This is a genomic window from Rahnella ecdela, assembly GCF_019049625.1.
Classification (GTDB): Bacteria; Pseudomonadota; Gammaproteobacteria; order Enterobacterales; family Enterobacteriaceae; genus Rahnella; species Rahnella ecdela.
Genome location: NZ_JAFMOY010000127.1, coordinates 119,771 through 143,880, shown reverse-complemented (window position 1 = coordinate 143,880; position 24,110 = coordinate 119,771). Strand labels below are relative to the sequence as shown.

23 protein-coding genes and 1 tRNA gene are annotated in these 24,110 nt (G+C 52.8%); 5 read left to right on the top strand and 19 right to left on the bottom strand.

From position 1 onward, the window contains the following. Window positions 1–109: 109 nt before the first annotated feature. The 4 genes from sixA to J1784_RS14345 all read right to left on the bottom strand — a co-directional run bounded on the left by sixA (window position 110) and on the right by J1784_RS14345 (window position 5,067). A complete protein-coding gene (gene sixA, locus J1784_RS14360; RefSeq protein WP_217149795.1) occupies window positions 110–598 on the bottom strand; it encodes a phosphohistidine phosphatase SixA in 489 nt (162 codons plus the stop codon). A 416-nt stretch (window positions 599–1,014) separates the two neighbouring features. Continuing rightward, window positions 1,015–3,216 carry a fatty acid oxidation complex subunit alpha FadJ gene (gene fadJ, locus J1784_RS14355; protein ID WP_217149794.1) on the bottom strand — a complete coding sequence of 734 codons (2,202 nt, stop codon included), beginning with the start codon at window positions 3,214–3,216 and terminating at the stop codon, window positions 1,015–1,017. Continuing rightward, window positions 3,213–4,526, bottom strand: a complete 1,314-nt coding sequence (fadI, locus tag J1784_RS14350) for an acetyl-CoA C-acyltransferase FadI (RefSeq protein WP_217149793.1) — start codon at window positions 4,524–4,526, stop codon at window positions 3,213–3,215. Before fadI ends, fadJ begins: the two co-directional genes overlap by 4 nt. A gap of 208 nt (window positions 4,527–4,734) precedes the next feature. Then, entirely contained in the window at window positions 4,735–5,067 is a 333-nt protein-coding gene (locus J1784_RS14345; protein WP_217149792.1) for a YfcZ/YiiS family protein, read from the bottom strand. 417 nt (window positions 5,068–5,484) lie between these two features. Here J1784_RS14345 and fadL point away from each other — a divergent pair, with 417 nt between their 5' ends. Beyond that, window positions 5,485–6,762: a long-chain fatty acid transporter FadL gene (gene fadL, locus J1784_RS14340; protein ID WP_120507175.1), complete on the top strand. Its 1,278-nt coding sequence runs from the start codon at window positions 5,485–5,487 to the stop codon at window positions 6,760–6,762. 109 nt (window positions 6,763–6,871) lie between these two features. Here the strand turns inward: fadL and mlaA are convergent, their stop codons facing one another. The 10 genes from mlaA to ccmA all read right to left on the bottom strand — a co-directional run bounded on the left by mlaA (window position 6,872) and on the right by ccmA (window position 14,906). Further along, a complete protein-coding gene (gene mlaA, locus J1784_RS14335; protein ID WP_217149791.1) occupies window positions 6,872–7,639 on the bottom strand; it encodes a phospholipid-binding lipoprotein MlaA in 768 nt (255 codons plus the stop codon). Window positions 7,640–7,673: 34 nt separating this feature from the next. After that, window positions 7,674–8,888 carry a c-type cytochrome biogenesis protein CcmI gene (gene ccmI, locus J1784_RS14330; RefSeq protein WP_217149790.1) on the bottom strand — a complete coding sequence of 405 codons (1,215 nt, stop codon included), beginning with the start codon at window positions 8,886–8,888 and terminating at the stop codon, window positions 7,674–7,676. Next, entirely contained in the window at window positions 8,885–9,370 is a 486-nt protein-coding gene (locus tag J1784_RS14325; RefSeq protein ID WP_217149789.1) for a cytochrome c-type biogenesis protein, read from the bottom strand. The genes ccmI and J1784_RS14325 overlap by 4 nt, the downstream gene beginning before the upstream one ends. Then, window positions 9,367–9,918, bottom strand: coding sequence for a DsbE family thiol:disulfide interchange protein (locus tag J1784_RS14320; protein WP_217149788.1), 552 nt, complete (start codon window positions 9,916–9,918; stop codon window positions 9,367–9,369). Before J1784_RS14320 ends, J1784_RS14325 begins: the two co-directional genes overlap by 4 nt. Then, on the bottom strand, window positions 9,915–11,888 hold the full coding sequence (locus J1784_RS14315; RefSeq protein ID WP_217149787.1) for a heme lyase CcmF/NrfE family subunit: 1,974 nt from the start codon (window positions 11,886–11,888) through the stop codon (window positions 9,915–9,917). Before J1784_RS14315 ends, J1784_RS14320 begins: the two co-directional genes overlap by 4 nt. Next, window positions 11,885–12,379 (bottom strand): cytochrome c maturation protein CcmE, encoded by a 495-nt coding sequence (gene ccmE, locus J1784_RS14310; RefSeq protein ID WP_112287137.1) that lies wholly within the window; start codon window positions 12,377–12,379, stop codon window positions 11,885–11,887. Before ccmE ends, J1784_RS14315 begins: the two co-directional genes overlap by 4 nt. Continuing rightward, window positions 12,376–12,636: a heme exporter protein CcmD gene (gene ccmD / locus J1784_RS14305; RefSeq protein WP_112287138.1), complete on the bottom strand. Its 261-nt coding sequence runs from the start codon at window positions 12,634–12,636 to the stop codon at window positions 12,376–12,378. The genes ccmE and ccmD overlap by 4 nt, the downstream gene beginning before the upstream one ends. Next, on the bottom strand, window positions 12,633–13,370 hold the full coding sequence (locus J1784_RS14300) for a heme ABC transporter permease (RefSeq protein WP_113877006.1): 738 nt from the start codon (window positions 13,368–13,370) through the stop codon (window positions 12,633–12,635). Before J1784_RS14300 ends, ccmD begins: the two co-directional genes overlap by 4 nt. A 213-nt stretch (window positions 13,371–13,583) precedes the next feature. After that, window positions 13,584–14,243: a heme exporter protein CcmB gene (ccmB, locus tag J1784_RS14295; protein WP_217149786.1), complete on the bottom strand. Its 660-nt coding sequence runs from the start codon at window positions 14,241–14,243 to the stop codon at window positions 13,584–13,586. A gap of 21 nt (window positions 14,244–14,264) precedes the next feature. Then, a complete protein-coding gene (ccmA, locus tag J1784_RS14290) occupies window positions 14,265–14,906 on the bottom strand; it encodes a cytochrome c biogenesis heme-transporting ATPase CcmA (protein ID WP_217149785.1) in 642 nt (213 codons plus the stop codon). A gap of 248 nt (window positions 14,907–15,154) precedes the next feature. Between ccmA and J1784_RS14285 the strand changes: the two genes are divergently transcribed. Further along, window positions 15,155–16,072: a formate/nitrite transporter family protein gene (locus tag J1784_RS14285; RefSeq protein ID WP_217149784.1), complete on the top strand. Its 918-nt coding sequence runs from the start codon at window positions 15,155–15,157 to the stop codon at window positions 16,070–16,072. A gap of 90 nt (window positions 16,073–16,162) precedes the next feature. Next, window positions 16,163–16,237: transfer RNA gene (locus J1784_RS14280), tRNA-Arg, on the top strand. 32 nt (window positions 16,238–16,269) lie between these two features. Here the strand turns inward: J1784_RS14280 and nlpA are convergent. Next, the gene (gene nlpA, locus J1784_RS14275; protein WP_217149783.1) at window positions 16,270–17,088 is read right to left on the bottom strand and encodes a lipoprotein NlpA; all 819 of its coding nucleotides are present in this window, start codon (window positions 17,086–17,088) and stop codon (window positions 16,270–16,272) included. Window positions 17,089–17,319: 231 nt separating this feature from the next. On the opposite strand from nlpA, the gene J1784_RS14270 reads away from it, so the two are divergent. Next, window positions 17,320–17,838, top strand: a complete 519-nt coding sequence (locus J1784_RS14270) for a GNAT family N-acetyltransferase (protein WP_217149782.1) — start codon at window positions 17,320–17,322, stop codon at window positions 17,836–17,838. 35 nt (window positions 17,839–17,873) lie between these two features. Here the strand turns inward: J1784_RS14270 and J1784_RS14265 are convergent, their stop codons facing one another. Genes J1784_RS14265 through J1784_RS14250 form a run of 4 tightly spaced genes read right to left on the bottom strand, consistent with a single transcriptional unit; the run spans window position 17,874 to window position 22,755 of the window. After that, window positions 17,874–19,433 carry an MFS transporter gene (locus J1784_RS14265; protein ID WP_217149781.1) on the bottom strand — a complete coding sequence of 520 codons (1,560 nt, stop codon included), beginning with the start codon at window positions 19,431–19,433 and terminating at the stop codon, window positions 17,874–17,876. Between the two features lie 40 nt (window positions 19,434–19,473). After that, on the bottom strand, window positions 19,474–20,496 hold the full coding sequence (locus J1784_RS14260) for a Gfo/Idh/MocA family protein (RefSeq protein WP_217149780.1): 1,023 nt from the start codon (window positions 20,494–20,496) through the stop codon (window positions 19,474–19,476). A gap of 13 nt (window positions 20,497–20,509) precedes the next feature. Then, window positions 20,510–21,577, bottom strand: a complete 1,068-nt coding sequence (locus J1784_RS14255; RefSeq protein WP_217149779.1) for a Gfo/Idh/MocA family protein — start codon at window positions 21,575–21,577, stop codon at window positions 20,510–20,512. A 2-nt stretch (window positions 21,578–21,579) separates the two neighbouring features. Beyond that, window positions 21,580–22,755, bottom strand: coding sequence for a Gfo/Idh/MocA family protein (locus J1784_RS14250; RefSeq protein WP_217149778.1), 1,176 nt, complete (start codon window positions 22,753–22,755; stop codon window positions 21,580–21,582). Between the two features lie 284 nt (window positions 22,756–23,039). On the opposite strand from J1784_RS14250, the gene J1784_RS14245 reads away from it, so the two are divergent. Next, window positions 23,040–24,107 (top strand): LacI family DNA-binding transcriptional regulator, encoded by a 1,068-nt coding sequence (locus J1784_RS14245; protein WP_217149777.1) that lies wholly within the window; start codon window positions 23,040–23,042, stop codon window positions 24,105–24,107. Window positions 24,108–24,110: the final 3 nt, after the last annotated feature.

The following is a 24,110-nucleotide window of genomic DNA, read 5'->3' as shown; positions in this document are numbered from 1 at the left end:
CGGATTGCAGGAAGGCGGCAAGTGAACGCATCCCCGGGAGCATAGATAACTATGTGACCGGGGTAAGTGAGCGCAGCCAACGCATCTGCAATGCGAAGTATGACGGGGATTATACTTTGGCCATGACCTGGCATGGACTGAACTGCCAGTCAAAAGTCCCCTGCCCGGTTTCACCGTTCAGCTCGACACTGGCCATCGCGGAAGTGGCGAACATCGGCGGGCAAACACCCGGACACAGTTCTGCGATCAGATAACCGACCAGCGGCAGGTGGGAAACCACCAGTACAGCACTCACGCCGGTCAGCGCCAGATGTTGCAGTTCACTGGCGACCAGAGCAGGATCACCGCCGGGGGTCAGTTCCTTGAGAACATCAATTTCTACGTTTTCAGGCAGAGACAGGCACTGGCGAACTTTTTCGAGCGTCTGCTGTGCACGCAGGTACGGACTGACCAGAACGCGATCAATTTTGACGCCACGACCATTCAGCCAGGCCGCCATATGTACTGATTCGTCACATCCGCATTCGCTTAACGGGCGAACTGAGTCGCTTGCAGCTTCGAGAACTGCATCACCGTGACGCATAATTACAACTTGCATATTGCACCGCTTTTGTTAACAAAAATAGCGCTATACAGAAACGCCGTGCGTGCTGTATTACCCATTGCCCAGCTGTTTTTCATCATGTTTAAAATGACCTTTCTCATTACAAGATAGCTGTAAGGCAGTACATCCACTTAACCGGCTGTGCCCACATGCTTTGCATGGTAAGTATCAGCGGTCGGGCATTTTGCCTGAAAGTTCACGTAAAGAAAACGCTGTTTTTTACACCAACACTTACTGCTTGTAAACTGCTCAGGCGAATATTTAACCACTCGGGTTGTAGATCAACCGGTTGGGATCGTTTCTGTACAAAGTCAGTCTCACCATAAAAAAGATCCCGCAGGCCTTCGGCTGGCCACAAGCAGGATCTATTCCAGATTCCCGCGAAACTCAGAAATAAGCAGTGACCGCAGTCACACTTTGCTGACCTTTTCACTTGCCCTTTCGTCCGAACAGAATCGCCCGCCCTGCTCCGCCCCGCGCACCAGCCCTTCACATGGCTGGAAATGCTCGCCATAGCGTTGTGCCAGCTGTTGCAGCGTTTTCACGACGTTCGCTGCACCGAGAGTATCGATGTAACGGAACGGACCACCACGGAAAGGCGGGAAGCCAATCCCGAACACGGCACCCAGGTCGCCATCCCGCGCACTGCGGATAACCTGCTCATCCAGACAACGTACCGCTTCGTTAAGCATCAGCATCACGCAGCGCTGTGCGATATCTGCTTCTGACTGCTGCGCTTTCGGCGTCACGTTAAGTAAGCGGTAGATCGCAGGATCGACCTGTTTCTTCTTCACAGACCGCCCTGTCTGGCCATAAAGATAGAAACCTTTGCCGTTCTTGCGCCCTTTACGGTCGTCTTTCAGCACCGCATCAAAACCTGATGGGGCGGCGAAACGTTCACCAAAGGCCTCCACCAGAATCGGACCTATTTTTGTGCCGACATCAATACCCACTTCATCCAATAACTGTATCGGGCCGACCGGGAAACCAAAATTCACCAGCGCTTTGTCGATGTGATCGACAGGTTCACCGGCCAGCAGACAGCGTGCCGCTTCATTGATATAAGGTGCAAGAATGCGGTTTACATAGAATCCGGCACTATCGCCCACCACAATCGCTGTTTTCCCCTGTTTCTTGGCCAGTGAGACGGTAGTCGAAATGGTCTGTGCACTGGTGCCCGCATGGGGAATGACTTCCACCAGCGGCATTTTATCCACCGGACTGAAATAGTGCAGGCCGATCACCTGTTCAGGGCGGCTGGCCTGCTCTGCAATCTTATGGATGGGCAGAGAGGAGGTGTTTGAAGCAAATATAGTGCGCGGTGCGGCATTTTTCTCGATTTCCGCCACCATCGACTGCTTAAGCGCTAAATCCTCAAAGACCGCTTCCACCACGATATCAATCTGCGCAAAGCCGCTGTAATCGGTGGTGCCGGAAATCAGCATCATCTGCTTTTGCTGCTCGTTGCGGGTCAGTCTACGGCGGCGCACCTTTTTCTCCAGCAGATCCCAGCTGTATTTCAGCGCATGGCGGATGCCTTCCTGATTAATATCTTTGATGCGCACCGGGAGTCCGGCTTTGGTGGCTGTCACGCTGGCGATACCGCCCCCCATCAGGCCGCCGCCCAGAATACCGACACGGTGCACTGGTAACGGTTCTGCATCGCCGCCCTTTTCTTTTTTCAGCGCGGTGGAGGCGAAGAACAGGCTGCGTAATGCCGCGGATTCGGGCGTCATGACCAGTTCGCCAAAGGCTTTCGCCTCAGCCTGATAGCCATTGCCGCTGCCCTGATCGAGGCCGGTTTTCACCACATCAATAATTTTTTCTGTCGCCGGATAATTGCCGTGCGTTTTGGCACGCGTCTGTTTACGTACAAAATGGAACAGCACGCTTTTACCCAGCGGACCACCGGCCAGCCGCGCCTGCCAGGGCAGTGGCGGACGTGATTTACGCCCTTTCGACACGCGCTCAAGTGCGGTTTGCAGCAAAATAGAATAAGGAACGGCGTCATCCACCAGCCCCATTCTCAGCGCCTGTTTCGCGCGAATGCTGCGACCGGTGAGCATCATATCCAGCGCTTTCGGTGCGCCGATTAAGCGCGGCAGGCGTTGCGTACCGCCCGAGCCCGGCAGCAGGCCAAGCTGCACTTCCGGCAGGCCGAGCTGGGTTTTATCATCAAGCGAGCAAACGCGTGAATGACACGCCAGCGCCAGTTCAAGTCCGCCGCCCAGACAAGCGCCGTGGATTGCAGCGACGACCGGTACTGAAAACGAGGCAATCTGTGACATCACCGTCTGACCTTTTTGCGCCAGATTGCTGGCTTCAGCCGCCGTTTTGCAGCCCGATATCATGGTGATATCCGCACCCGCAATAAAAGAGTCGGGTTTGCCGGAAACCAGCACCAGCCCTTTCAGATTGGGATATTGCTGGGCTTTTTGCAAAATGGCACAGATTTGCTGAGCAAATTCAGCCTTTAAGGTATTCACTTTTTCACCGGCAACGTCGATGGTGATAATCCCAACGTGCTCGGCGGTAAACATCAGTGAAAATGCAGAAACGGGTTCCGCAGGAGTGATTTCAGGAATGTTTGGGTTTTCCATATTGTCCTTCATTGCGCGGCCTCCAGGATCATCGCTGCGCCCAGACCACCGGCAGCACAGGCCGTCGTCAGCCCGTATTTTCCGCCGCGACGGCGTAATTCATGCAATGTCTGCGTAATCATTCTTGCGCCGGTGGCGGCAAAAGGATGCCCGTAAGCCAGCGAACCACCCAGAACGTTAAATTTATCCCAATCTATTTCGCCAACCGCCTGACTGCGACCGAGTTTTTCACGGGCAAATTCATCACTGGCTAACATTTTGATATTCGCCAGTGTCTGCGCGGCAAACGCCTCATGCATATCGATCAGATCAAGATCTCCGAGCGTCAATCCGGCACGATCCAGTGCCAGCGGCGTGGCGTAAGCCGGACCGAGCAGCATGTCTTCCCACACGTCAATGGCGGCAAACGCAAAACTTTTCAGATAGCCCAGAGGCTCCAGACCGAGCTCACGCGCCCGCGATTCACTCATCATCAGCACCGCTGCTGCGCCGTCAGTCAGCGGCGTGCTGGTCGCGGCGGTCACAGTGCCGTGTTTGCGATCAAATGCCGGACGCAGTTTGGCGTATTGTCCGATTTCGGAATTCAGGCGGATGTTGTTGTCTTTTTGCAGCACTTCCCGGTAAGGCGGAACCTGCGCGACCATCACCTGAGAATTCAGATAGCCCTGCTCCCACGCCTGAGCCGCCAGCGTGTGCGAACGGTGAGCCAGTTCATCCTGCTGTTGGCGGGAAATATTATGACTTTTCGCCATCTGTTCAGCGGTGTCGCCCATACGCAGGCCGGTGGAATATTCAACCACCGCAGGCGGTACAGGCATCAGGTCGCGCAGTTTTAATTTGCTGAAAATGGATAGCCGCTGCGACAAGGTGCGCGCTTTATTGACATCCACCAGCGCGCGGGCGAGACGTTTGCTGACGCCAATCGGCAGTACCGAAGAGGAATCGGCTCCGCCAGCAATACCGACGCTGATGGTGCCGCACATAATACTTTCCGCGACGTTGGCGACTGCCTGAAAACTGGTGGCGCAGGCACGCGATACGCTATAGGCGTCAGTCGAGACATTCATACCAGTACCGAGCACGATTTCGCGCGCAATGTTTGGCGCTTCCGGCATCTGCACTACCTGACCGAATACCAGCTGATCGATGACCTTCGGGTCGATCCCACTTTTCGCCAGTAATTCACTGACCACTATTTTGCCGAGGTCTACGGCAGGAATGCCGTGATAGGCGGTGGCCTGTTTGGCAAAGGGTGTACGCAAACCGTCGACAATCGCAATGCGATCACCTTCACGTGTCACCAGTGGAATGACTTTATTCATACAAGCTCCTGAGAAAAAATAGGGTCTTAAGAGGTCAGACCTGATAACTCAGTTTTAACTATGTATTTACATTTGGCAAAGTGAAAGGAAGTGAAGTGCGAGCAACAGCAAATTTTTCTGAAATAAGGATGAGAAGAAAGGTGGCAGGAAACAATAGCGGACAAAAAAATACCGCTCATGTAAGCGGTATTTAAAAAATCAGACGAAATTATCTTAAACCTAACTGGAAGATCATCGTTTCAGCCTGACAGCTGAAAGTGAAATCGATGTTCAGCTCAACGCCGTCATCTACTTTTTCCATACGGCTTTTGATTTCGCAGGGTTCGGATTCAACGCCGCGTGCGCGTTCGGTCAGGGCTTCCAGCGTTTCTTTTGCCTGTGCTTCGTTTTCAAAGACGCGGCTGTAAGAAGCGGTGCAATCGGTATTGTCCATGATGGTACCGACATCAACACAGCAGCAGGCTGCGGTTTCTTCTGCGCCGCATTTGTTGATGGAGTGCAGAGGTTGAGTGGATTTAGAGGACATGGTTACGTCAGACATAATTTTCTCCCCGGCATCAACGGCAACGTCCACCGTCTGGCCTGTTTGCGAATAAAGTTTTATTTCCAGCCTGCATTTTACGCCACCGTTCTGACAACACACTACCACTTACTTAATATGTGCCTTTGGAGTGATCCAGATCACGTATATGTAAGTAATCGATTAAAACTAAGTCATCGTTCTCACTTTAACGTTTCTTAATTGAACTTTTATTGTTGGTTTTTTGTTAAGTGGATCCAATTTCTTGCATCATTTTATAAATATCAATGAAACATCATTGCAACTACACCACAGGTCAGACCTATACTTCGCTCACTGGTCTGATTTGTCAGACTGCTAACGAACCCTACAATCCCGCGCTCATTGTTACTTGATGTAACATTGTTTGATAAAAAACATAAAATTGAGGTTTTGGTCATGAACCAGAAAAACCTGTTTAAAAGATCAGCTCTGGCAGCTGCAGTGGCAATTGTTTCCTCCAACGTATATGCAGCAGGTTTTCAGTTAAATGAATATACTGCTGCGGGTTTAGGCCGTTCTTTCTCTGGCGAAGGTGCTATTGCTGACACCGCCGCATCTGGTAGCCGTAACCCGGCAACCATGACCATGTTCAGCCGCCCGGCGTTTTCTATGGGCGCGATTTATGTCGATCCTGATGTCGATATTACCGGCAAATCTCCGGTTACTGGTTCGAGCACTAACGCCAGTAACATCGCTCCGAATCAGTGGGTCCCGAATATCCACTTTATTATGCCTCTTGATGACCAGTGGGCAGTCGGTGCATCTGCGACGTCAAACTACGGTCTGGCGACAGAATTTAATGATAATTACCCGGCTGGCCCGATTGGCGGGGAAACGGATCTGACGACCGTCAACACTAACTTAAGTGTTGCTTACCGTTTGAACCAGAATTTCAGCTTCGGTGTGGGCTTTGATGCTGTCTATGCGAAAGCGAAAATCCGCCGTACTGCGGGCGAACTGGTACCGATTAAAACCGGTGGCCTGCTGCCGGAAGATACTGAAGCTGCCAAGCTGAAAGGCAACGAATGGGGCTACGGCTGGAACGCCGGTATTTTGTATGAAGTCGATGACAATAACCGTTACGGCTTTACGTATCGCTCAGAAGTGAAAATCGACTTTGACGGTGAATACCGCAACGGCATTCCTCAGGCGTTAGGCGGCACGGGCGGACACACCGTTCCGGGTTCTCTGACCCTGAACTTGCCGGAAATGTGGGAATTGTCCGGCTATAACAAAGTGGCACCGAAATGGGCAATTCACTACAGCCTGGCTTACACCAGCTGGAGCCAGTTCCAGGAACTGAAAGCGACCGGCTCTAACGGCCAGACCCTGTTCCAGAAAGACGAAGGCTACCATGACGCTTACCGCATCGCGTTGGGTACCACGTATTACTACGATGATAACTGGACATTCCGCACCGGTATCGCCTTCGATGACAGCCCGGTTCCGGCAGACAACCGCACCATTTCTATTCCGGATCAGGACCGCTTCTGGATTTCAGCCGGTACCACTTATGCCTTCAATAAAGATGCATCGGTCGATGTCGGTGTGTCTTACATGCACGGCCAGACTGTAAATATCAGCGAGAAAGTGGCTGACGGCGTGCCGAACTATGAATTCCAGGCTAAAGGGACCGCGATGCTGTACGGCGCGAACTTTAACTATAATTTCTGATGATGTGACAACCACTTCTGATGAATTTCATTCTCAGAAGTCAGACATAAAAAAAGCGCCGCGAGGCGCTTTTTTATTGCATCCGATTCTGCAATCGACTGACTCAATATCAATCTGAATCGATATCTTTGAGATCGCCCTGAATCAATGCCGCATTCGGGTTTTCCTGTGGCGTCAGCTGACCGCCTTTTGCCAGGAAATCGTGATGCTGGAAATAAGCCTCACGGATAAACAGATACGGATCAGAAGAGTTACGGATCAGGCCGTCAGAATCGAGCAGTTCTGCACGGGTTTCCACGCCTTCCAGCACCCATTTACCGGCTGACATCCAGAACGTCAGATAGCTGAGCATCGGATACAAATCATCCACCAGGTCGCCACCTTCATCACGCACCGTCGCACTGCCGTAACCCGGCAGAACCACATACGGACCGTAACCAACGCCGTAATGACCGAGCGTACTGCCGAAGCCCTGCGCCTCTTCACGCGCCAGTTTCGGGTTCGCCATCCCGGCCACGTCAATCAGACCGCCCATCCCTAAAATAGTGTTCAGGAAGAAACGGTTAAAGTGGATTGCCGCACGGTACGGGTCACCTTTGAGCAAGGAGTTAACCATGCTGGCCGGTTCATCAAGGTTGCTGAGGAAATTACTGGTTCCGTTACGCGCCGGTTGTGGCACGTAATCACGCCATACAACGGCAACTGGCCGCACAAGATACGGATCCATATAGTTATAGTTGAAGTCGAACATTGCACGGTTGAAACCTTCCAGCGGATCAGAACGTCCCTGCGGTTCGCTGTCCGATGATCCGGACGTGCCGGCACAACCGACCAGCAAAACTGTCGCAAACGCCAGCCCAGTCAGGCGTAAGTTCATGGATATCTCCCTGTTTTTGATCGTCGGTTCCTGATTAAGGAACCTGCTGATTAATCTCAATGCTGACCTGACCGTTACCGGCAAAAGTAGTCAGCGGACTGTCGCCGTACCAGTCACCTGTGGCCGGTGTTGCCAGACCATTTTGTGAAATACGAACGCGTACTTTTAATTGATGTAGCGAAGAAAGCAAGCGTTCCGGCATCATCGCATTGCTGTCATCCACGGTAATCGCCAGCGGGAAGCGGCTCATCGGCAGCTTTTTCACCGCAACCGGCACGGGACTTGTCCCGTCAGTCACCGAAATAAAGACTGTGCCATCCTGTGGAAGTTTCTGCTGAGCAGCAGAAGAAAGCGTAACGTTTACGGCCAGTTTCACCTGATCAAGTCCGGCTTTCTGTTTTGCCTGCGCTATGCTTGCACCTACCATCTCAAGACGCTTATCCCCTGCCGGCAGGATCTTCTGCATAACTTCCCACGCGCCAATGGCTTGCGGGTAGTGACCCTGTTCATACTCATTATAGGCCAGCAGGCTTAACACACGCAGATCGCCCTGAGATTTTTCCAGCATACTGCGTAAAAGATTGCCGCCGGTAAGGTTATCTTGCGGATCAGACGATCGCGTCAGCACTTCGGCATAACCGAGTTTTACCGACATATCATTCGGTGCAAGCTGATACGCATGAGCGTAGGCCTGCGTCGCGGTTGCGGCATTGTTCAATGCCATACCGATGCGGCCAAGCATCACCCAGTCCTGCACATTATCCGGATTTGCCTGTAAATCGGTACGCAATCCGAGCCCTAAATCCTGCACATCTGTGGCGGTCAGCGGCGCGCCGTGATCATCGGCAATACGATGGCGTAAATCAGGCATGTGCTGCATCACCTGATTCCACGCGCTCACCTGCCCCAGACCACCGGCGTAGAGATACAAACCCAGCGTGATAATAACCAATAAAATAGCGCCAGGCACCAGCGTCCATCGGCCAATCGGCTGCGTGGCAGCAGGTGCCTGCCCCGCCGGAATATCGGTCAGCAAGTTTTCCTGCAATTCCTGAATATGCGCCGGACGCTCATCTACCACGCCCTGCGCCTCGTCTTCTTCCAGCTCACTCAAACGGTGATGATAAAACGCTTTATTGAGCGCATCGCGGGAAGTGTGCTCCGCGCGGTCGCCACGAATAACCGGCACAATAAACAGCGCCAGTGCGATAACCAGCATCACTACAATGCACAGCCAAAAAATACTCATGATCCTTTCCTGTCGCTGTCTTTAAGTAACTGCGCCAGGCGCTGTCTCTCTTGGTCTGACATTTCTTCGGTCGTATTCTGCAAACGCACGTCGCCGCGTCGGGAGCGCATAAAAATCATGCCTGCGCCGATAATCACCACCAGCACCGGTCCGAGCCACAAAATAAAGGTCGATGCCGTGACAGGCGGCTCATACGTCACAAAGTTGCCGTAACGCGCGACCATGTAAGCCACGATTTGCTGTTTGTTCTGCCCCTGCTGAAGAAGCTGAAAAACTTTGGTGCGCATATCGGCAGCGATAATCGAATCCGACGCCGCAATATTGGTGTTCTGGCATTTCGGACAACGCAGCTGGGCCGTAATATCGCGGTATTCCTGCTCCTGAGCCGGAGAGGAAAACTGATAAGTATCAATGGCCGCAAAGACACTGAAGCTCAGCATCATGCCCAGCAGCAGCGCAGGCAATGTAGAAATCAGTTTCATGCGTTGCCTCCGTATTTTTTGTACAGCGGCAACACTTCGTTCTGCCAGACTTTTTCATTTAAATCACCGGCATGGCGATAACGGATAATGCCCTGACCGTCGATCAGGAAGGTTTCCGGTGCACCGTACACACCGAGATCTAATCCCAGCATACCGTCGCCGTCGTACAGACTCAGCATGTACGGATTGCCCAGTGTATTCAGCCAGTTCACCGCTTTCCGTCGGTCATCTTTATAGTTCAGCCCCACTACGCGCACGCCTTTCGCCGCCAGCGTATTGAGATAATCATGCTCAGCGCGACAGGTCGGACACCAGGTCGCCCAGACGTTGAGCAGCATCGGTTTGCCGTCGCGCAGCACCGACTGATCGTAGGTTTTACCGGCCTGCGCCAGTGATTCCAGTTTGAATACCGGCACCGGTTTACCGATCAGCGCAGATTCCAGCAACGTCGGATCATCGCCGTTGGCATTGCGGGTCAGCTGCACTAAAAATGCCGCCGCCAGCGCCAGAAATAAGATCAGCGGAATAAAGAGGAGTTTACGGTTCATGCTTCTTCAGCCTCCGCCAGACCTTGTTTCTTGAGTTTTTTACTCATGCGGTAACGCGGATCGAGAATACACAGCACACCGCCTGCCGCCATAAAGATGCCGCCCAGCCAGATCCAGCGAACAAATGGTTTGTAATACAAACGCACCGCCCACGAGCCGTCGTCCATCTCTTCACCGAGCGCCGCATACAGGTCGCGCGCCAGATTGCCGTCGATGGCCGCTTCGGTCATCATGCTGCGCGCCACGCTGTAAAAGCGTTTTTCAGCATGCAGCGTGGTGACTTTTTTGCCGTTCTGCGTGACATCAATATTCGCTTCGCCGCCGGTGTAGTTCGGGCCGGTGATGTCGCGCACATCGCGGAAGATAAAGTGATAATCATGAATATCCACTGTATCGCCAGACTTCATGCGCACATCGCGCTCAACGCTGTAATTCTGGCTAAAGGCGATACCGATAACCGTCACCGCCACGCCAAGGTGACCCAGCACCATGCCCCAGTGGCTGCGGGAAAGTTTGGTCAGGCCGCGCCAGAAAGTATGACGGTGAGTGGCGCGTTCGTGCAGTTCCATCAGCGTCAGCACAATCACCCACACCGACATCAGCAGGCCGACAACGGTCATGCCGACAATTTTGTCCTGCAACAACCACGGAAGAAGAATCGACAGGAGCAGCGTCACTACCAGAGCAAAGCCCAGGCGACGCCACAGTTTGCTCGGTTCATCACGACGCCAGCGCACCAGCGGCCCGATACCCAGCAGCAGCGCCAGAGGTGCCATCAGCCAGGTAAACATCGTATTAAAGAAAGGTTCGCCGATAGAGATACTTCCCAGCCCGAGCTGTTTATGGATAAGCGGTAACAATGTACCGAGCAGCACCACCAGCATCGCCGCCACCAGCAGCACGTTATTACCGAGCAGATAGCTTTCGCGGGAATGTAATTCGTGACGGCTTGGCGCGCGCACCGAGTTACCTTTGAAGGCGTACAGCAGCAACGAGCCGCCGATCACAATCACCAGATACGCGAGGATAAACATGCCGCGCGCCGGATCTGAGGCAAACGAGTGAACCGAAACCAGCACGCCGGAACGCACCAGGAAGGTACCGAGCAGACACAGCGAGAAGGCGGTGATCGCCAGCAAAACGGTCCAGGCTTTAAACGTGCCGCGTTTTTCGGTAACCGCCAGCGAGTGGATCAGCGCCGTACCGGCCAGCCACGGCATAAAGGACGCGTTTTCTACCGGATCCCAGAACCACCAGCCACCCCAGCCTAATTCGTAATACGCCCATGCGGAGCCGAGCACGATACCAATCGTCAGGAAGACCCACGCGGCTTGTGTCCACGGACGCGACCAGCGCGCCCAGGCGGTATCGAGACGTCCGGCCATCAGGGAGGCAATGGCAAATGCAAACGCGACGGAGAAACCGACGTAACCCATATACAGCAATGGCGGATGGAAAATCAGCCCGATATCCTGCAACACCGGATTCAGGTCACTGCCGTCAACCGGGAAATTCGGCAGCGAGCGGATAAACGGGTTGGAAGTCAGCAGGATAAACAGCAGGAAGCCGCCGGTGATCATCCCCATAACGGCCAGCACACGCGCCACCGCATCCTGCGGCATACGACGGCTGAACAACGCAACGGCGAGCGTCCAGCAACTGAGCAATAGCACCCACAGCAACAGCGAACCTTCGTGCGCGCCCCAGGTAGCCGCGACGCGGTAATACACCGGTAAATGGGTATTGGAGTTATTGGCGACATACGCGACGGTAAAATCATTCACCACAAACGCATGAACCAGAATGGCAAACGCCAGCACGATGCAGGCAAACATCCCGTAAGACAGCGGACGTGCCATCGCCATCATCCGGTTATCCTGTCGCGCCGCGCCCCACTGCGGATAAATACTCAGTAAAACCGCCAGACCTAACGCCAGACAGAGTGCAAATGTTCCGAGTTCCGGCATCATGAGCGGTCATTTCCTTTATCGTTACCCACATAAGCCGAAGCCGGCCCTTTGTGGTTTTCTTTCATGGCGTCGGCAACTTCCGGCGGCACATATTTTTCGTCGTGTTTCGCCAGAACCTGAATGGCATTCACTACATTTCCCGGCTCCATCACGCCCTGCGCTACCACGCCCTGCCCTTCACGGAACAAGTCCGGCAGGATGCCGTTATAGGTGACGGCAATCGCCCCGCGCGCATCATAAATTTTGAAACTCACCTGCAGGCTTTTCGGATCACGTTTCACCGAACCGGGCATCACCATCCCGCCGATACGCAGGCGCTGGCCGACCGTCGGCATTTCGTGGTTTTCGCCTTTGCCTTGCAGAATTTCACTGGGTGTATAAAACAAATCAATATTTGAGCGCAGCGCGTACATCACCAGTGAAATGCTCAGACCAAGGCCAATCAGCACCACCAGCGCCAGCGACAAACGCTTTTTACGACGTGGATTCACAATAACTTCTCCGGGGAAGTGTCCGGTTCCAGCGGTGACGTCTGTGCGCCTTGCTGTTTTTTAGACTGAGACTGACTAATACGTTTTTCGCGTGCCTGACGGCGGCGAACTTCATCGAGGATCTGACGACGTTGAATAAAGGTATGCGCCACCAGCGCAATCAGGGAAATCAGCGTCGCCGCAACCGACAGCCAGACATAAAATGCATAGCCGCCCATCGCAAAGAAATCATGCCAGCTGGAGAATGCAGGGCTCATCCGCGGCGCTCCTTATTCACAAGACCGGCCACCCACGGGCGCAGGCGTTCCTGAACCAGAATCAGGTTGCGTAAACGCATCAGCGTCAGGGTAATAAAGAAGAAGAGATAACCGAAAATCGCCCAGCGCAGCGGATAACGCATGCTCGGGTCGATGGTTTGCTGCATGTTGGTCGAGCCCTGATGCAGCGTGTTCCACCACTGTACGGAGTAATGGATGATAGGAATGTTCACCACGCCAACCAGCACCAGAATACCGGCTGCACGGCCAGCCAGACGGCGGTCGTCAAAGGCGTTATACAAGGCAATCACACCAAGATAGAGGAACAGTAACACCAGTTCGGAGGTCAGACGCGCGTCCCACACCCACCAGGTGCCCCACATCGGTTTGCCCCATGCGGAACCCGTGACCAGCGCAATAAAGGTGAAAACAGCCCCAACCGGCGCCATCGCGGACACCACCATGTCGGACATTTTCATCTGCCACACCAGCCCGATAAAGGCCGCAATCGCCATCGAACTGTAAATGCCCATCGACCAGATCGCTGCCGGAACGTGGATATACATAATCCGGTAACTGTTACCTTGCTGGTAATCCGGCGGTGCATAACCAAAGCCCCACACCCAGCCGATCAGCAGGCAGGCAATACCTAAAATTCCGAGCCAGGGAATGAACCGGCCACAGACGTGGTAAAGCCGTTCAGGCCTGGCGAGTTGATGTAACCATTTCCACATTGTTATCGTTGCTCACTATAAAATGTCACTGTGTGATGCCGTGGAGCCTCACCGGGCTCTTATGCGGTCGGTTAAAATCATCCGCAATTATTATCGGCGTCTCTATTGTTCACTATAGAGAAGTGTGATGTTAGTCAAAGGTTGCGCTTTTTCTTCTCTATTGTAACGACACGTAAAATAATTCTGTGTTAAGGACTTCGCGTATCTGGCGGGTCAGTGGACACTCACCCGCAGCGCAGCGGCTGTGGCAAAAGGCGTTAACGTCGCACTTCCCGCCAGCATCGCACCGAGAATGGCCAGATAGCCGCCGATCGGCATCGACATCGATGCCGCATCAATCGCGCCGGTGGCAAAAATCAGTACAGGAATATAGAGCGGCAACACCAGCAGACTCAGCAGGACGCCGCCCTTGCGCAGCCCGACAGTCAGCGCCACACCAATCGCGCCGATAAAACTCAGCGTTGGCGTACCCAGCAATATCGTCAGCGCGACGGCTTTCCAGGTTTCAAAATCCAGCGAAAGCAGCAAAGCAATCAGCGGGGAGAGGATAAGCAATGGCAAACCGGTCACCACCCAGTGAGCACATACTTTCCCCAGAACCGTGAGTGCCAGCGGCGAAGGCAATAACAACAGCTGCTCAAGCGTGCCATCGAGATAGTCATCGCGAAAAAGCCTTTCCAGCGCCAGCAATGCAGAAAGCAGCGCCGCGACCCAGACGATACCGGGTGCAATTCGCGCCAGCAGCTTCGGCTCAGGGCCAATCCCCAGCGGGAACAGCGTAATCACAATCAGGAAGAACCACAGCGGGTTGATGATTTCGGCACTTTTGCGAAAGGCAATTTTCAACTCGCGGCGCAGAACCTTAGTAAACATTCCGATTATTTTCCTTTCGCGTCACGCCAGCTCAGCGCCGGTCAGACGAATTTTGCGCACATCGCGGTTAACGCCCTGTAAATCCTGATGCGTGGTCAGCAAGACCATCCCGCCCTGCTGCACATGTTGTTCAAACAATTCAATCAGCGTGGTCACGCCCTGCTTATCAATGGCGGTGAGCGGCTCATCGAGGATCCAAAGCGGTGCATCACTCAGCCATAAACGCGCCAGCGCCACACGACGCTGTTGCCCGGCGGACATTTGCGCCACCGTGACATCTTCATAACCCAGCAGTCCGACATTTTCTAACGCCTGATAAATAGCGTCAGCACGGGCAGTTCCGTTAACTGACTGCCCGCTGACAGACTGATAGAACGCAAGGTTTTCATACGCAGTAAGCACTGACTTTACGCCAGGCTGATGACCGAGATACAGAAGCTGCTGATGGAAAACGTCGCGCTGGCGGCGGGTGTTCACGCCCTTCCAGCGGACTTCACCGGCCTCCGGAGAGGACAATCCGGCAAGAATTCTCAGTAAACTGGTTTTACCGGCGCCGTTGCGGCCTTCGATTTGCACCATTTCACCCGGTTCGATCGTGAAACTTAAGCCGCTAAACAAGGTTCGCTCATCGCGTACACAGCTCAGGTTAAGGGCTTCAAACATGGTGATGTCTCTTATTTTTCACAAGCGCGCATCATATCACAGGCGTCAGGCGCGACGCAGCTCAGGGGCCCACAGTTTACAGGGTTGAAAACCCTGAAATCCAGCAAACAATCCGCAAAATGTCCCATAAGGTTCATGGGTTAATGGTTTGTAACTTTTTTGTATATCTCCTCATAATCTCCCTGCCTCGCCTATGCTTATCTCAGACCACCTTTACAACTACTTTGACGTACTTTTGGGGAATCACCATGACCGGCGAAAAACAGCATCCTGACAGTAAAGATGTCGACAGCGACGAACATTCTCAGGGCAAAGAGATTGAAACCGGAGAAGATAATTTACCTTCGAAAGCGGCAGCAGTGCATGAAGTCATCCGCATGGAAGGTGAGAAAGAACTTGAGCGAGACGGGCAGGCTTTGCTGTGGTCCGCGATTGCCGCCGGACTTTCGATCAGCGCCTCGCTGATGGCCAAAGGCATTCTGCACGCCCGCCTGCCCGACAGCCCCGAACGCTTCTTCATCGAAAACATCGGTTATACCGTCGGGTTCATAATCGTCATCATGGCGCGCCAGCAACTGTTTACTGAAAACACCGTCACCGCTGTATTGCCTGTCATGCAAAAACTGACCGGTAAAAATGTTCTGCTGCTTTTACGTTTGTGGGGCATCGTGCTGGCCGGTAACGTCATCGGCGGCGGCCTTGCCGCGCTGGTATTTCATCTGGTGCCGTTCTTTGATTCCGCCACCGACGAGGCTTTTCGTACCATCAGTCTGGAGATCATGGAAAAAGATCCCGAAGGCATGTTCGTCGGCGGCATGGTGTCCGGCTGGCTGATTGCCACAATGGTCTGGATGATCCCCTCTGCCGGTGCCGCCAAACTGTGGGTGATTATGCTGATGACGTACATGGTAGCGATTGGCGACCTGACACATATCGTGGTCGGATCGGTCGAAGTGCTGTATCTGGTGTTCTCCGGCGCCATCCCCTGGTACGAATTTATCTGGCCATTCGCCCTGCCGACGCTTGCCGGAAACATCTTCGGCGGCACCTTTATCTTCGCGCTGATAAGCCATGCACAAATCCGTAACGACATGAGTAATCAGAAGAAAGCCAAAGCGAAGAAAGAGGAAATGGAAGCGGCAAAGAAAGAGGCTGCAAAACCCTGACTGGCGACGAAACGACCAAACAGAACTCTAACGCCTTATTATTGAGAGAAAAACGAGTATACTACGCGGGCGCTTTCCACAGGCGCCCGTGTCTCCTTAGTTAAACGGATATAACAAGCCCCTCCTAAGGGCTAGTTACAGGTTCGATTCCTGTAGGGGACACCATTTCAATTCCTCTCGATGTCCCCCAAAACCCATCACCAGCCTGGAACCGCCCCGCCATTAAAGATTTTCTCTGCCGCTTTTGCCACTTCCGGTGACTGATACGATTTCAGAAACTCCTGCACGTTTTGGGCATCTTTATTGTCTGGTCGGGAAACCAGAATGTTCACATATGGCGAGTTTTTATCTTCGATAAATATGCTGTCGTGAACCGGCGATAATCCGGTTTGCTGGATATAAGTGGTGCTGATGATGGCCACATCGACTTTCGCATCGTCGAGCACGCGCGGCAGCTGTGCGCCTTCGAGTTCCATAATGTTCAGATGACGTGGGTTTTCGGCGATATCCAGCGCAGTTGGCAGCAGACCTTTACCGTCTTTCAGAGTGATCAGTTTCTCTTTTTGCAGCAGCAACAGCGCGCGGCCTAAGTTGGTTGGATCGTTGGGGATCGCCACGGTCGCTCCATCTTTCAGCTGATCGACGGTTTTAATCTTTTTCGAGTAACCGGCCATCGGGAAGACGAACGTATTGCCGACCACCACCAGATGATAACCGTGGGCCTTATTATCCTGCTCAAGGAACGGACGGTGCTGGAACACGTTGGCATCCAGTTCGCCATGTTCGGTGGCATCGTTTGGCAATAATGAGCCGCTGAACCCCACCAGTTCAACGTCCAGACCGTATTTATCTTTCGCGACTTTTTTAGCAACCTCCGCGACATCCTGCTCTGCGCCGTTAATCACGCCGACTTTAATATGTTTTGCATCACCGCTTTTTTGGTCACAACCCGCCAGCAGTAATCCCGCCAGCAATACCACAGCGCCAGTCCGTAAACGAGGTAAGGTCAGTTTCACTTTTTTTCCTTAAAAAATAACCGCTAATGCGTAAGAAAACGACTATAGCAGGAGGACAGCGGCGATTTAAAAAACCAATAAAGCATCGCTAAGAAGAAAAAAGCATATAGAGGATCCCGCTGAATTCCTGGCATCCAGATCATTTCCTTATATCTGTGATAAACCGTTTGCTCTCCCTGCCTCTTTTCGGAAAGAGTAGGCTATAGCGAAATCACAAACGAGACCGGAAAGATGGAAATTATTGAAGCAGATGAACAACATATTCCTGCCATGCAGAAGATTTATGCCTGGCATGTTTTGCATGGTACGGCCTCGTTCGAAACTCAGCCGCCTGATGAATATGAGATAGCACTGCGCCTGAAAAAAATTCAGGAAGCCGGTTTGTTGTGGCTGGTCGTTCTGCATGAAGGCGAAGTGAAAGGGTTTTGTTATCTGGGCCGTTACCGCGAGCGTTTTGCTTACCGCTTCACGCTGGAAGATTCGATCTACATTGACCCCGGTTTTCAGAAACGCGGCGCGGGCAAGGCGTTACTTCGCCGCGCCATCGACTGGGCCGAGATGCACGGTTTTCGCCAGATAGTGGGCAATATCGGCGACAGCGAGAATGAGGCGTCGATCAATCTGCATCTCGCTGCCGGTTTTCAGGTGAAAGGCAGCATGCATTCCGTCGGTTTCAAGCATGGCCGCTGGCTGGATACGGTATTTATGCAGCGCGCGCTGGGTGACGGCAACCAGTCGGTACCTGAATAACCGCTGCGCCGCGCTGCCGTTTTTACAATCACTGCTTACAACCCCAGTGCGCCGCCAGAGCCTGCCGGCAGTTCACCGCGTACGGTTTTGCGCGTCGCACTGCCGCCCCAGACTTCTTTGTAGTCGTAGCCGGTCAGGTCTTTGATCACTTTCTGGCACTCCGGTGTGCAATCATCAAGGTCGCCACCCAGTTTCAGGCGTGCGACTTCTTTGATAAGCGTTTTGTGGGTATCGCGGGTCAGTTTGAATCTAAACGTCATGTAAAAACTGACCGCCAGCAGTGCGCCGGTGGCAAAAATCAGCAGGCCGATAATCGCGTGCAATGCGCTCTCCGGCTGGACTCCCTGCCCTTTCACAAATCCGCTTTCCTGCAAGACCGTACCAATCAGCATAATCGCCAGCGCCACGGTGCTTTTGCGGGTCAGCACCATCACACCGGCAAAGATCCCTTCACGGCGTTTTTTGGTGACGATTTCATCAACGTCGGGAATAAAGCTGTAGATATTCCACGGAATATAATAAAGACCGGCGCGGGCAAAGCCAAATACCGAAAATATTGCTGAGAACAGTAACCATGAAACTGCCGCATCTGAAATATAAAGATAAAACAGAAATACCAGTACGCCAAAAATAATACCGTAAGAAAGCCGTAACGCCGCAGATGGCGACATGTTGAGTTTTTCCAGCAACATCATAAATCCGAAAGTGGAAGGCACAGAGACTAACGCTGCCACACTTAAATAACCGGAAACCGATGCAGCATCCTGATGTAATCCATACACTACGTAATAGGTAAATACCGCACCAAATACATCCAACGCGGTAAATGAAAAGATATAGATAATAATATGCTGGCGGAACATGCGAATTTTAAAGGATGAAAAGAGATCTAACACCAGGCTTTTTAAATGATGCCACAGACTACCGCCCCCGGCTGTTAACGGCTCGGGTTCGAACTCTTCGCGGACGTCTTTAGCCTCCCAGGTACACATCCAGGTAGTGAATACCGCCACGCAGAAAATACAGGCAAAAATCAGGCCGGTGTAGGTGTACGTCAGCGAGTTGTCTTTGCCGGTGAACATCATTATCACGCCGGGAATAGACACCGCGAGCAGGCCGCCAAGCTGAGAACAAATCATGCGAACGCCCGAAAGACGGGTTCGTTCACTGAACCGGTTAGTCATCTCCGCCGAAAGTGTTTCCCACGGAACAAGTACCATCGCGGATAACAATTCGATAGAAAGATAGGTACCGAGATAATACCAGTAGCTCATGTCCGTGACCCAGACCAGCGCGTACAGGAACATCAGCGGAGCGCTTATCAGCAGGAAGAACCGGCGGCGACCGAATTTTTTACCGAGCCAGGTATTGCCGAAATTATCGGTGATATAGCCCATTATCGGGCTTAATATGGCATCGATAACGCGGGCGATAGCGAAAATAGAACCGGCCTCAAAAACCGACAATCCGCAATAAGTGGTATAGAAGAATAATAGCCAGGTGCCAATAACGGCAAATGCACCACCACCAAATAAATCGGTCACACCATACCCGATGGCCGTGCCGTAACCGACTCTGCGTTCAGTTGGTTTCATTTTTATTATCCTGTCAGTGTAGGGTTATTATTAAAATTATTTAATCGGTAAGCGTTATCCAGGTTCTTAATTGTGAGGAGCGATAAATTGCCCCGACGATATTGAGAGAAATCTCCGCCTCCGCCACAGCGGTATAATTATTTTCCTGTGGATGACGGATGCTTTGGTAGAAATTTAAAACCGCCTGCCGGTGGCTGTCGCCCCAGTAACTTTTCGCCGCTCCCGCCGGTTTTTCATCGCTGATAAGCTGAGTCCGGTTTTTGCCCTGAATCAGCCACAGTGCGTTGTGATGCAGCTGCAACAGGCCATTTTCGCAGTGAATTTCCAGCAGCAGCGGCGAATCAGTGCTGTGACAGTTGGTGGCATAAAACAGTCCGCGCGCGCCGTTGGCCAGTTGCAGGCTGGCCATCGCGCTGTCCTCATTTTCCGTTACATCGCCGAGAAACGTGCTATCCACCACGCCTTTTACCGCCAGAACGCCGCCGCCAAACCATTGCATCAGATCCAGCGTGTGAATGGCCTGATTGATCAGCAGACTCCCGCCTTCGGTGTCGAAACGCCCGCGCCACGGGCTCTCGGTGTAATATGCCCCGCCGCGTGACCAGGTCAGCACCGCTTTAATGCTCTGCATCCGCCCGAGCTGACCGCTCTCCAGCCACGTTTTGATTTTCTGGCTCGACGGGTTCAGGCGGTTCTGGTAACACACGCCCACCCTTCCCTGCGCATTTTCAGCTGCCTGCCGGAGGATCTTCACTTCCCCCGAATTCAGCGCCAGTGGTTTCTCGGTGAACACGTGTTTTCCCGCCGCCAGCGCGGCGAGGATCGTTTCCAGATGCAAATGATGCGGCAGGCAGATATGTACCACGTCGATGAGCGGGTCTCGCAACATTTCATGATAATCCGCATAAAAATCACATCCATAACGCTGCGCCAGCTGCTGCCCTTTGGCGATATCGGTTTCCACGATGGCGCGCAAACGGCTGTCAGCGTCATGTTCAATCGCCACCACATGACAGTTATGAATGGATCCGCAGCCGATCACTGCCGCCTGAAGCGTTTTCATGGTGAGTCTCCTGTCAGTGCGTGCCGTTTGCCAGCATCTGCGCCCGCACACACAGTTCTGCGGCCTTAAACGCATGTTCCTGCGTCATGGCTTTTTCGGTGCGGTTAAGACAATCGCGGATCAGCTGACCGAAGAACGGGAAGCCGACGTTGCCGGAAACCGGATAACGGAATTCCCCTTCCCCGTTGACCAGATACACCACATCCTGTTCGCCGCGTGTGAGATCAACATATTTGCGGATTTCGATATAACCTTCGGTGCCGAGCAGCGTCAGACGCCCGTCTCCCCAGGTACTCAGCCCCTGCGGCGTGAACCAGTCACAGCGGAAATACCCGCGCGCACCGTTTTCACCTTCCAGCATGGTGTCGCCAAAATCCTCAAACTTCGGATATTGCGGATGATTGAAATTCAGCGCCTGAGCCGCTACCACGCGGGCATTGCTGTTGCCGGTATAAAACAGGAACTGTTCAATCTGATGGCTGCCGATATCACACAAAATGCCGCCGAAACGTTCCCGTTCGTAAAACCAGTCAGGACGCCCTTCCCCTTCACGATGCGGTCCGGTGCCGAGCGTCTGAATCACCCGACCGATGGCCCCTTCCTGCACCAGTTGTCCCGCAAAGACCGCGCTTTCCACATGCAGCCTTTCGCTGTAATACACCGCGTATTTACGCCCCGTCGACGTCACTTTTTCTTTCGCCGCTGCCAGCTGCTCCAGCGTGGTGAGCGGCGCTTTATCGGTAAAATAATCTTTACCGGCGTCCATCACTTTCAGCCCCAGCGCGCAACGTTGTGACGGAACTCCCGCCCCTGCCACCAGCTGAACTTCTTTATCATCGAGGATAGTTTGCAGGGATCCGGCGACTTTCACCTGCGGATACTGCGCAACGAACTTCTGCACTTTTTCCGGATCCGGATCGTAAACCCATTTCAGGCTGGCACCCGCTTCGATCAGGCCATTGCACATGCCGTAAATATGCCCGTGATCCAGCGCTGCGGCAGCAATCACGAATTCTCCCGGTTTGACCACGGGCTGCGGTTTGCCCACGGGGGCATAGTTCATTCCGTCTCTGATGCTCATGTTCAGGCTCCTGTATCCATGTTTTTACCCAGCGGGATCGCATCTTCGTTGGCGAAGTTTTCCACCGAGGCGGATTTCTCGTAAAAATGCGGTGCCAGCGAAACCAGTCCGCCGGTCTGATAAAACGGATCCGTCGGCACCAGCGGCAACGTCACAATGCTGCGGGTAATGGCCGATTTATAAATGGCAGCAATCAGTTCCAGCGAACGTTTACCCTGCACGCCGTCAATCAGCGGCGCAGACTGCGTTTCCAGAGCGGTCAGGAAGTTGTCGATCTGGCCTGTGTGCAGCGTATAGGTGAGTTTGGGGATGGACTGATAGGCGTCTTCGAGGCGGTTTTCGCGTGCCGTATCACGCGCTTCAACCGGAAATCCGTTGGGCGCAGAAATGCTGGCGTACTTATCCCACGGCGCGGAAATCCGTGCTTTTTCCCCCTGAATGACAATCTTCTGATCTTCACCGTGATGCACTACCGACGCCGTCAGTTGCGTCAGAGCGCCGGAATCATATTTGAAAATCGCCGCAGAGAGGTCTTCCACTTCAGCGTTATCGTGTGCGGCGTTGGTGATCATCGACACCACTTCGGTCGGGAAACCAAGCATCCACTGAATAGCATCGATATGGTGAACCGCGTGATTGAGCGTGCAACCGCCCGCTTCTTTTTCCCAGGTTCCGCGCCACCACAGGTCGTAATACGAATGCCCGCGCCACCAGAAGGAATCGACCTGCGCGTGGCACACTTTGCCGGTCTCACCGGAATCGAGTACTTTTTTCAGACGCCAGAACGCATCGGTAAAACGGTTTTGCGCAATAATAGAAAGCGTTTTACCGCTGGCCTGCGCCGCGCCAATCATCGCATCACATTCCTGTAATGAGGCCGCCATCGGCTTTTCGCAGAGCACATGTTTTCCCGCATTCAGGGCATCAATAGAAATTTCGGCGTGCACATAAGGCGGCGTACAGACATCAAACACATCAATATCAGGATCGTTAAGCACGTCGTGATGGCTGGCGTACACTTTGGCGTCGTTCAAACCATAGTGACGTTTTTTCTCCTCCGCTTTTTCCGGATAAATATCGACCAAAGCCACAATCTGGCAGCGACCGGCAAACTCCAAATATCCCTGAATATGGTTATGCGAAATATTACCGGTACCGATGACAGCTATTTTAAGCATTATCTGACTCCTGATTTAAACGCTGACGGAGGCTGATTTAAAGCCACACAAAAGGCGTCACCTGACTGAATTCATTAAAAAATCCGGCCCGGCTAAATACCTTGTTTTGATTTATGAGGTTTATATTCAGGAGAGTAGTAATGGCTTTTTTTTCCAACAACCGCTATTTGTGACAGGAATTGCAGTGCAGCAGAATGGTTTTGCTATGATGGGGAATAGCTGAATAATTACAAACAGTTAACCGTGGTAATAAGTCCATACTCTAATGAGGCGTTGATCACAAAATGACGGGAAAATTAAAAATCAGGCAAATTGCGGAGTTAACCGGGCTTTCTCCGAGCACTGTTTCCCGTGTGCTGGCGGGTAAATCAAATGTGAGTCCGCAGGCAAAAGAAAAGGTATTTAACCATGCGAGAACTATGGGTATTTTACGCGACATTCCCTCCAGCCGTCTGTTAATGAACTCTCTGTTAATCTGTGCGCCGCCTGAGGCTTTCTCGCCGTATGAAGATCTGTATTATTACGAAGCCATTCAGCAGATCACCGCAGAAGTCGCCCGTTTTGATATTCACATCCGCAAATGTGCCCTGAATGTCAATGATCCGGATATCGCCTCCTTTATGCAGGCGCTGCACCAGACCGACATCGATGGCATTATAATTATCGGAATTGATGACGGCATGCTTTACCGGCTGGCGGCAGAGGCAAATAAACCGGTAGTGATGGTCAATGCCAAAGACCGCGAGATGCGGCTCGATTGCGTATCTGCGGACCATTATTCCATCGGTTACAGCGCGGCTAATTTTCTATTTCAGAAAGGACATCGTCCGGTTTTACTGTTCACCGATTTACGGCGTGAAACCATGATGCAAAGGCTGGACGGCTTCAAACGCGCCTGTCTGGAACATCACATTGTGTTCGACGAAGCGACGCATCTGCTGATTAATCACGGTAACGGGAAAGAACAGGCGCGGGAAAGTTTTGAAAAATATTTACGGGAACGCAAACCGGAATGCCTGCCTTCGGCCATTATCTGCGGGAGCACGCCTATTGCACACGCCACGCTGGAAGCCCTGAGCGCCCTCGGTATTCAGGTACCGCAGGATATTTCAGTGATCAGCATGGATTTTGAACATGAGCTGAAAACTCTTTCGCCGATGGATTTTACCTCGGTGATGTTGCCCTGCCGGGAACTTGGCAGTGAAGCGGTTTATATTCTGCAAAGCCGTCTTACACGGCCAGCGGGCGCAAAATTCAACCTGTTGCTGCAAGGCAAAATTCACACCGGCCAGTCGGTGGCCGATGTGAAATGGAAGCGCAAAGGGTTGTATACGCAACCTTCCGGTTTATAAACA

Excerpts from the sequence above, each read along its gene's own strand:
- ccmI (WP_217149790.1), bottom strand. The coding sequence starts at position 8,888 with ATGAGTATTTTTTGGCTGTGCATTGTAGTGATGCTGGTTATCGCACTG.
- sixA (WP_217149795.1), bottom strand. The coding sequence starts at position 598 with ATGCAAGTTGTAATTATGCGTCACGGTGATGCAGTTCTCGAAGCTGCA.
- J1784_RS14320 (WP_217149788.1), bottom strand. The coding sequence starts at position 9,918 with ATGAACCGTAAACTCCTCTTTATTCCGCTGATCTTATTTCTGGCGCTG.
- J1784_RS14325 (WP_217149789.1), bottom strand. The coding sequence starts at position 9,370 with ATGAAACTGATTTCTACATTGCCTGCGCTGCTGCTGGGCATGATGCTG.
- ccmD (WP_112287138.1), bottom strand. The coding sequence starts at position 12,636 with ATGAGCCCTGCATTCTCCAGCTGGCATGATTTCTTTGCGATGGGCGGC.
- J1784_RS14345 (WP_217149792.1), bottom strand. The coding sequence starts at position 5,067 with ATGTCTGACGTAACCATGTCCTCTAAATCCACTCAACCTCTGCACTCC.
- J1784_RS14260 (WP_217149780.1), bottom strand. The coding sequence starts at position 20,496 with ATGAAAACGCTTCAGGCGGCAGTGATCGGCTGCGGATCCATTCATAAC.
- J1784_RS14250 (WP_217149778.1), bottom strand. The coding sequence starts at position 22,755 with ATGCTTAAAATAGCTGTCATCGGTACCGGTAATATTTCGCATAACCAT.
- J1784_RS14300 (WP_113877006.1), bottom strand. The coding sequence starts at position 13,370 with ATGTGGAAATGGTTACATCAACTCGCCAGGCCTGAACGGCTTTACCAC.
- ccmA (WP_217149785.1), bottom strand. The coding sequence starts at position 14,906 with ATGTTTGAAGCCCTTAACCTGAGCTGTGTACGCGATGAGCGAACCTTG.
- J1784_RS14265 (WP_217149781.1), bottom strand. The coding sequence starts at position 19,433 with ATGAAACCAACTGAACGCAGAGTCGGTTACGGCACGGCCATCGGGTAT.
- J1784_RS14285 (WP_217149784.1), top strand. The coding sequence starts at position 15,155 with ATGACCGGCGAAAAACAGCATCCTGACAGTAAAGATGTCGACAGCGAC.
- J1784_RS14255 (WP_217149779.1), bottom strand. The coding sequence starts at position 21,577 with ATGAGCATCAGAGACGGAATGAACTATGCCCCCGTGGGCAAACCGCAG.
- J1784_RS14245 (WP_217149777.1), top strand. The coding sequence starts at position 23,040 with ATGACGGGAAAATTAAAAATCAGGCAAATTGCGGAGTTAACCGGGCTT.
- fadL (WP_120507175.1), top strand. The coding sequence starts at position 5,485 with ATGAACCAGAAAAACCTGTTTAAAAGATCAGCTCTGGCAGCTGCAGTG.
- J1784_RS14315 (WP_217149787.1), bottom strand. The coding sequence starts at position 11,888 with ATGATGCCGGAACTCGGAACATTTGCACTCTGTCTGGCGTTAGGTCTG.
- fadI (WP_217149793.1), bottom strand. The coding sequence starts at position 4,526 with ATGAATAAAGTCATTCCACTGGTGACACGTGAAGGTGATCGCATTGCG.
- ccmB (WP_217149786.1), bottom strand. The coding sequence starts at position 14,243 with ATGTTTACTAAGGTTCTGCGCCGCGAGTTGAAAATTGCCTTTCGCAAA.
- J1784_RS14270 (WP_217149782.1), top strand. The coding sequence starts at position 17,320 with ATGGAAATTATTGAAGCAGATGAACAACATATTCCTGCCATGCAGAAG.
- mlaA (WP_217149791.1), bottom strand. The coding sequence starts at position 7,639 with ATGAACTTACGCCTGACTGGGCTGGCGTTTGCGACAGTTTTGCTGGTC.
- fadJ (WP_217149794.1), bottom strand. The coding sequence starts at position 3,216 with ATGAAGGACAATATGGAAAACCCAAACATTCCTGAAATCACTCCTGCG.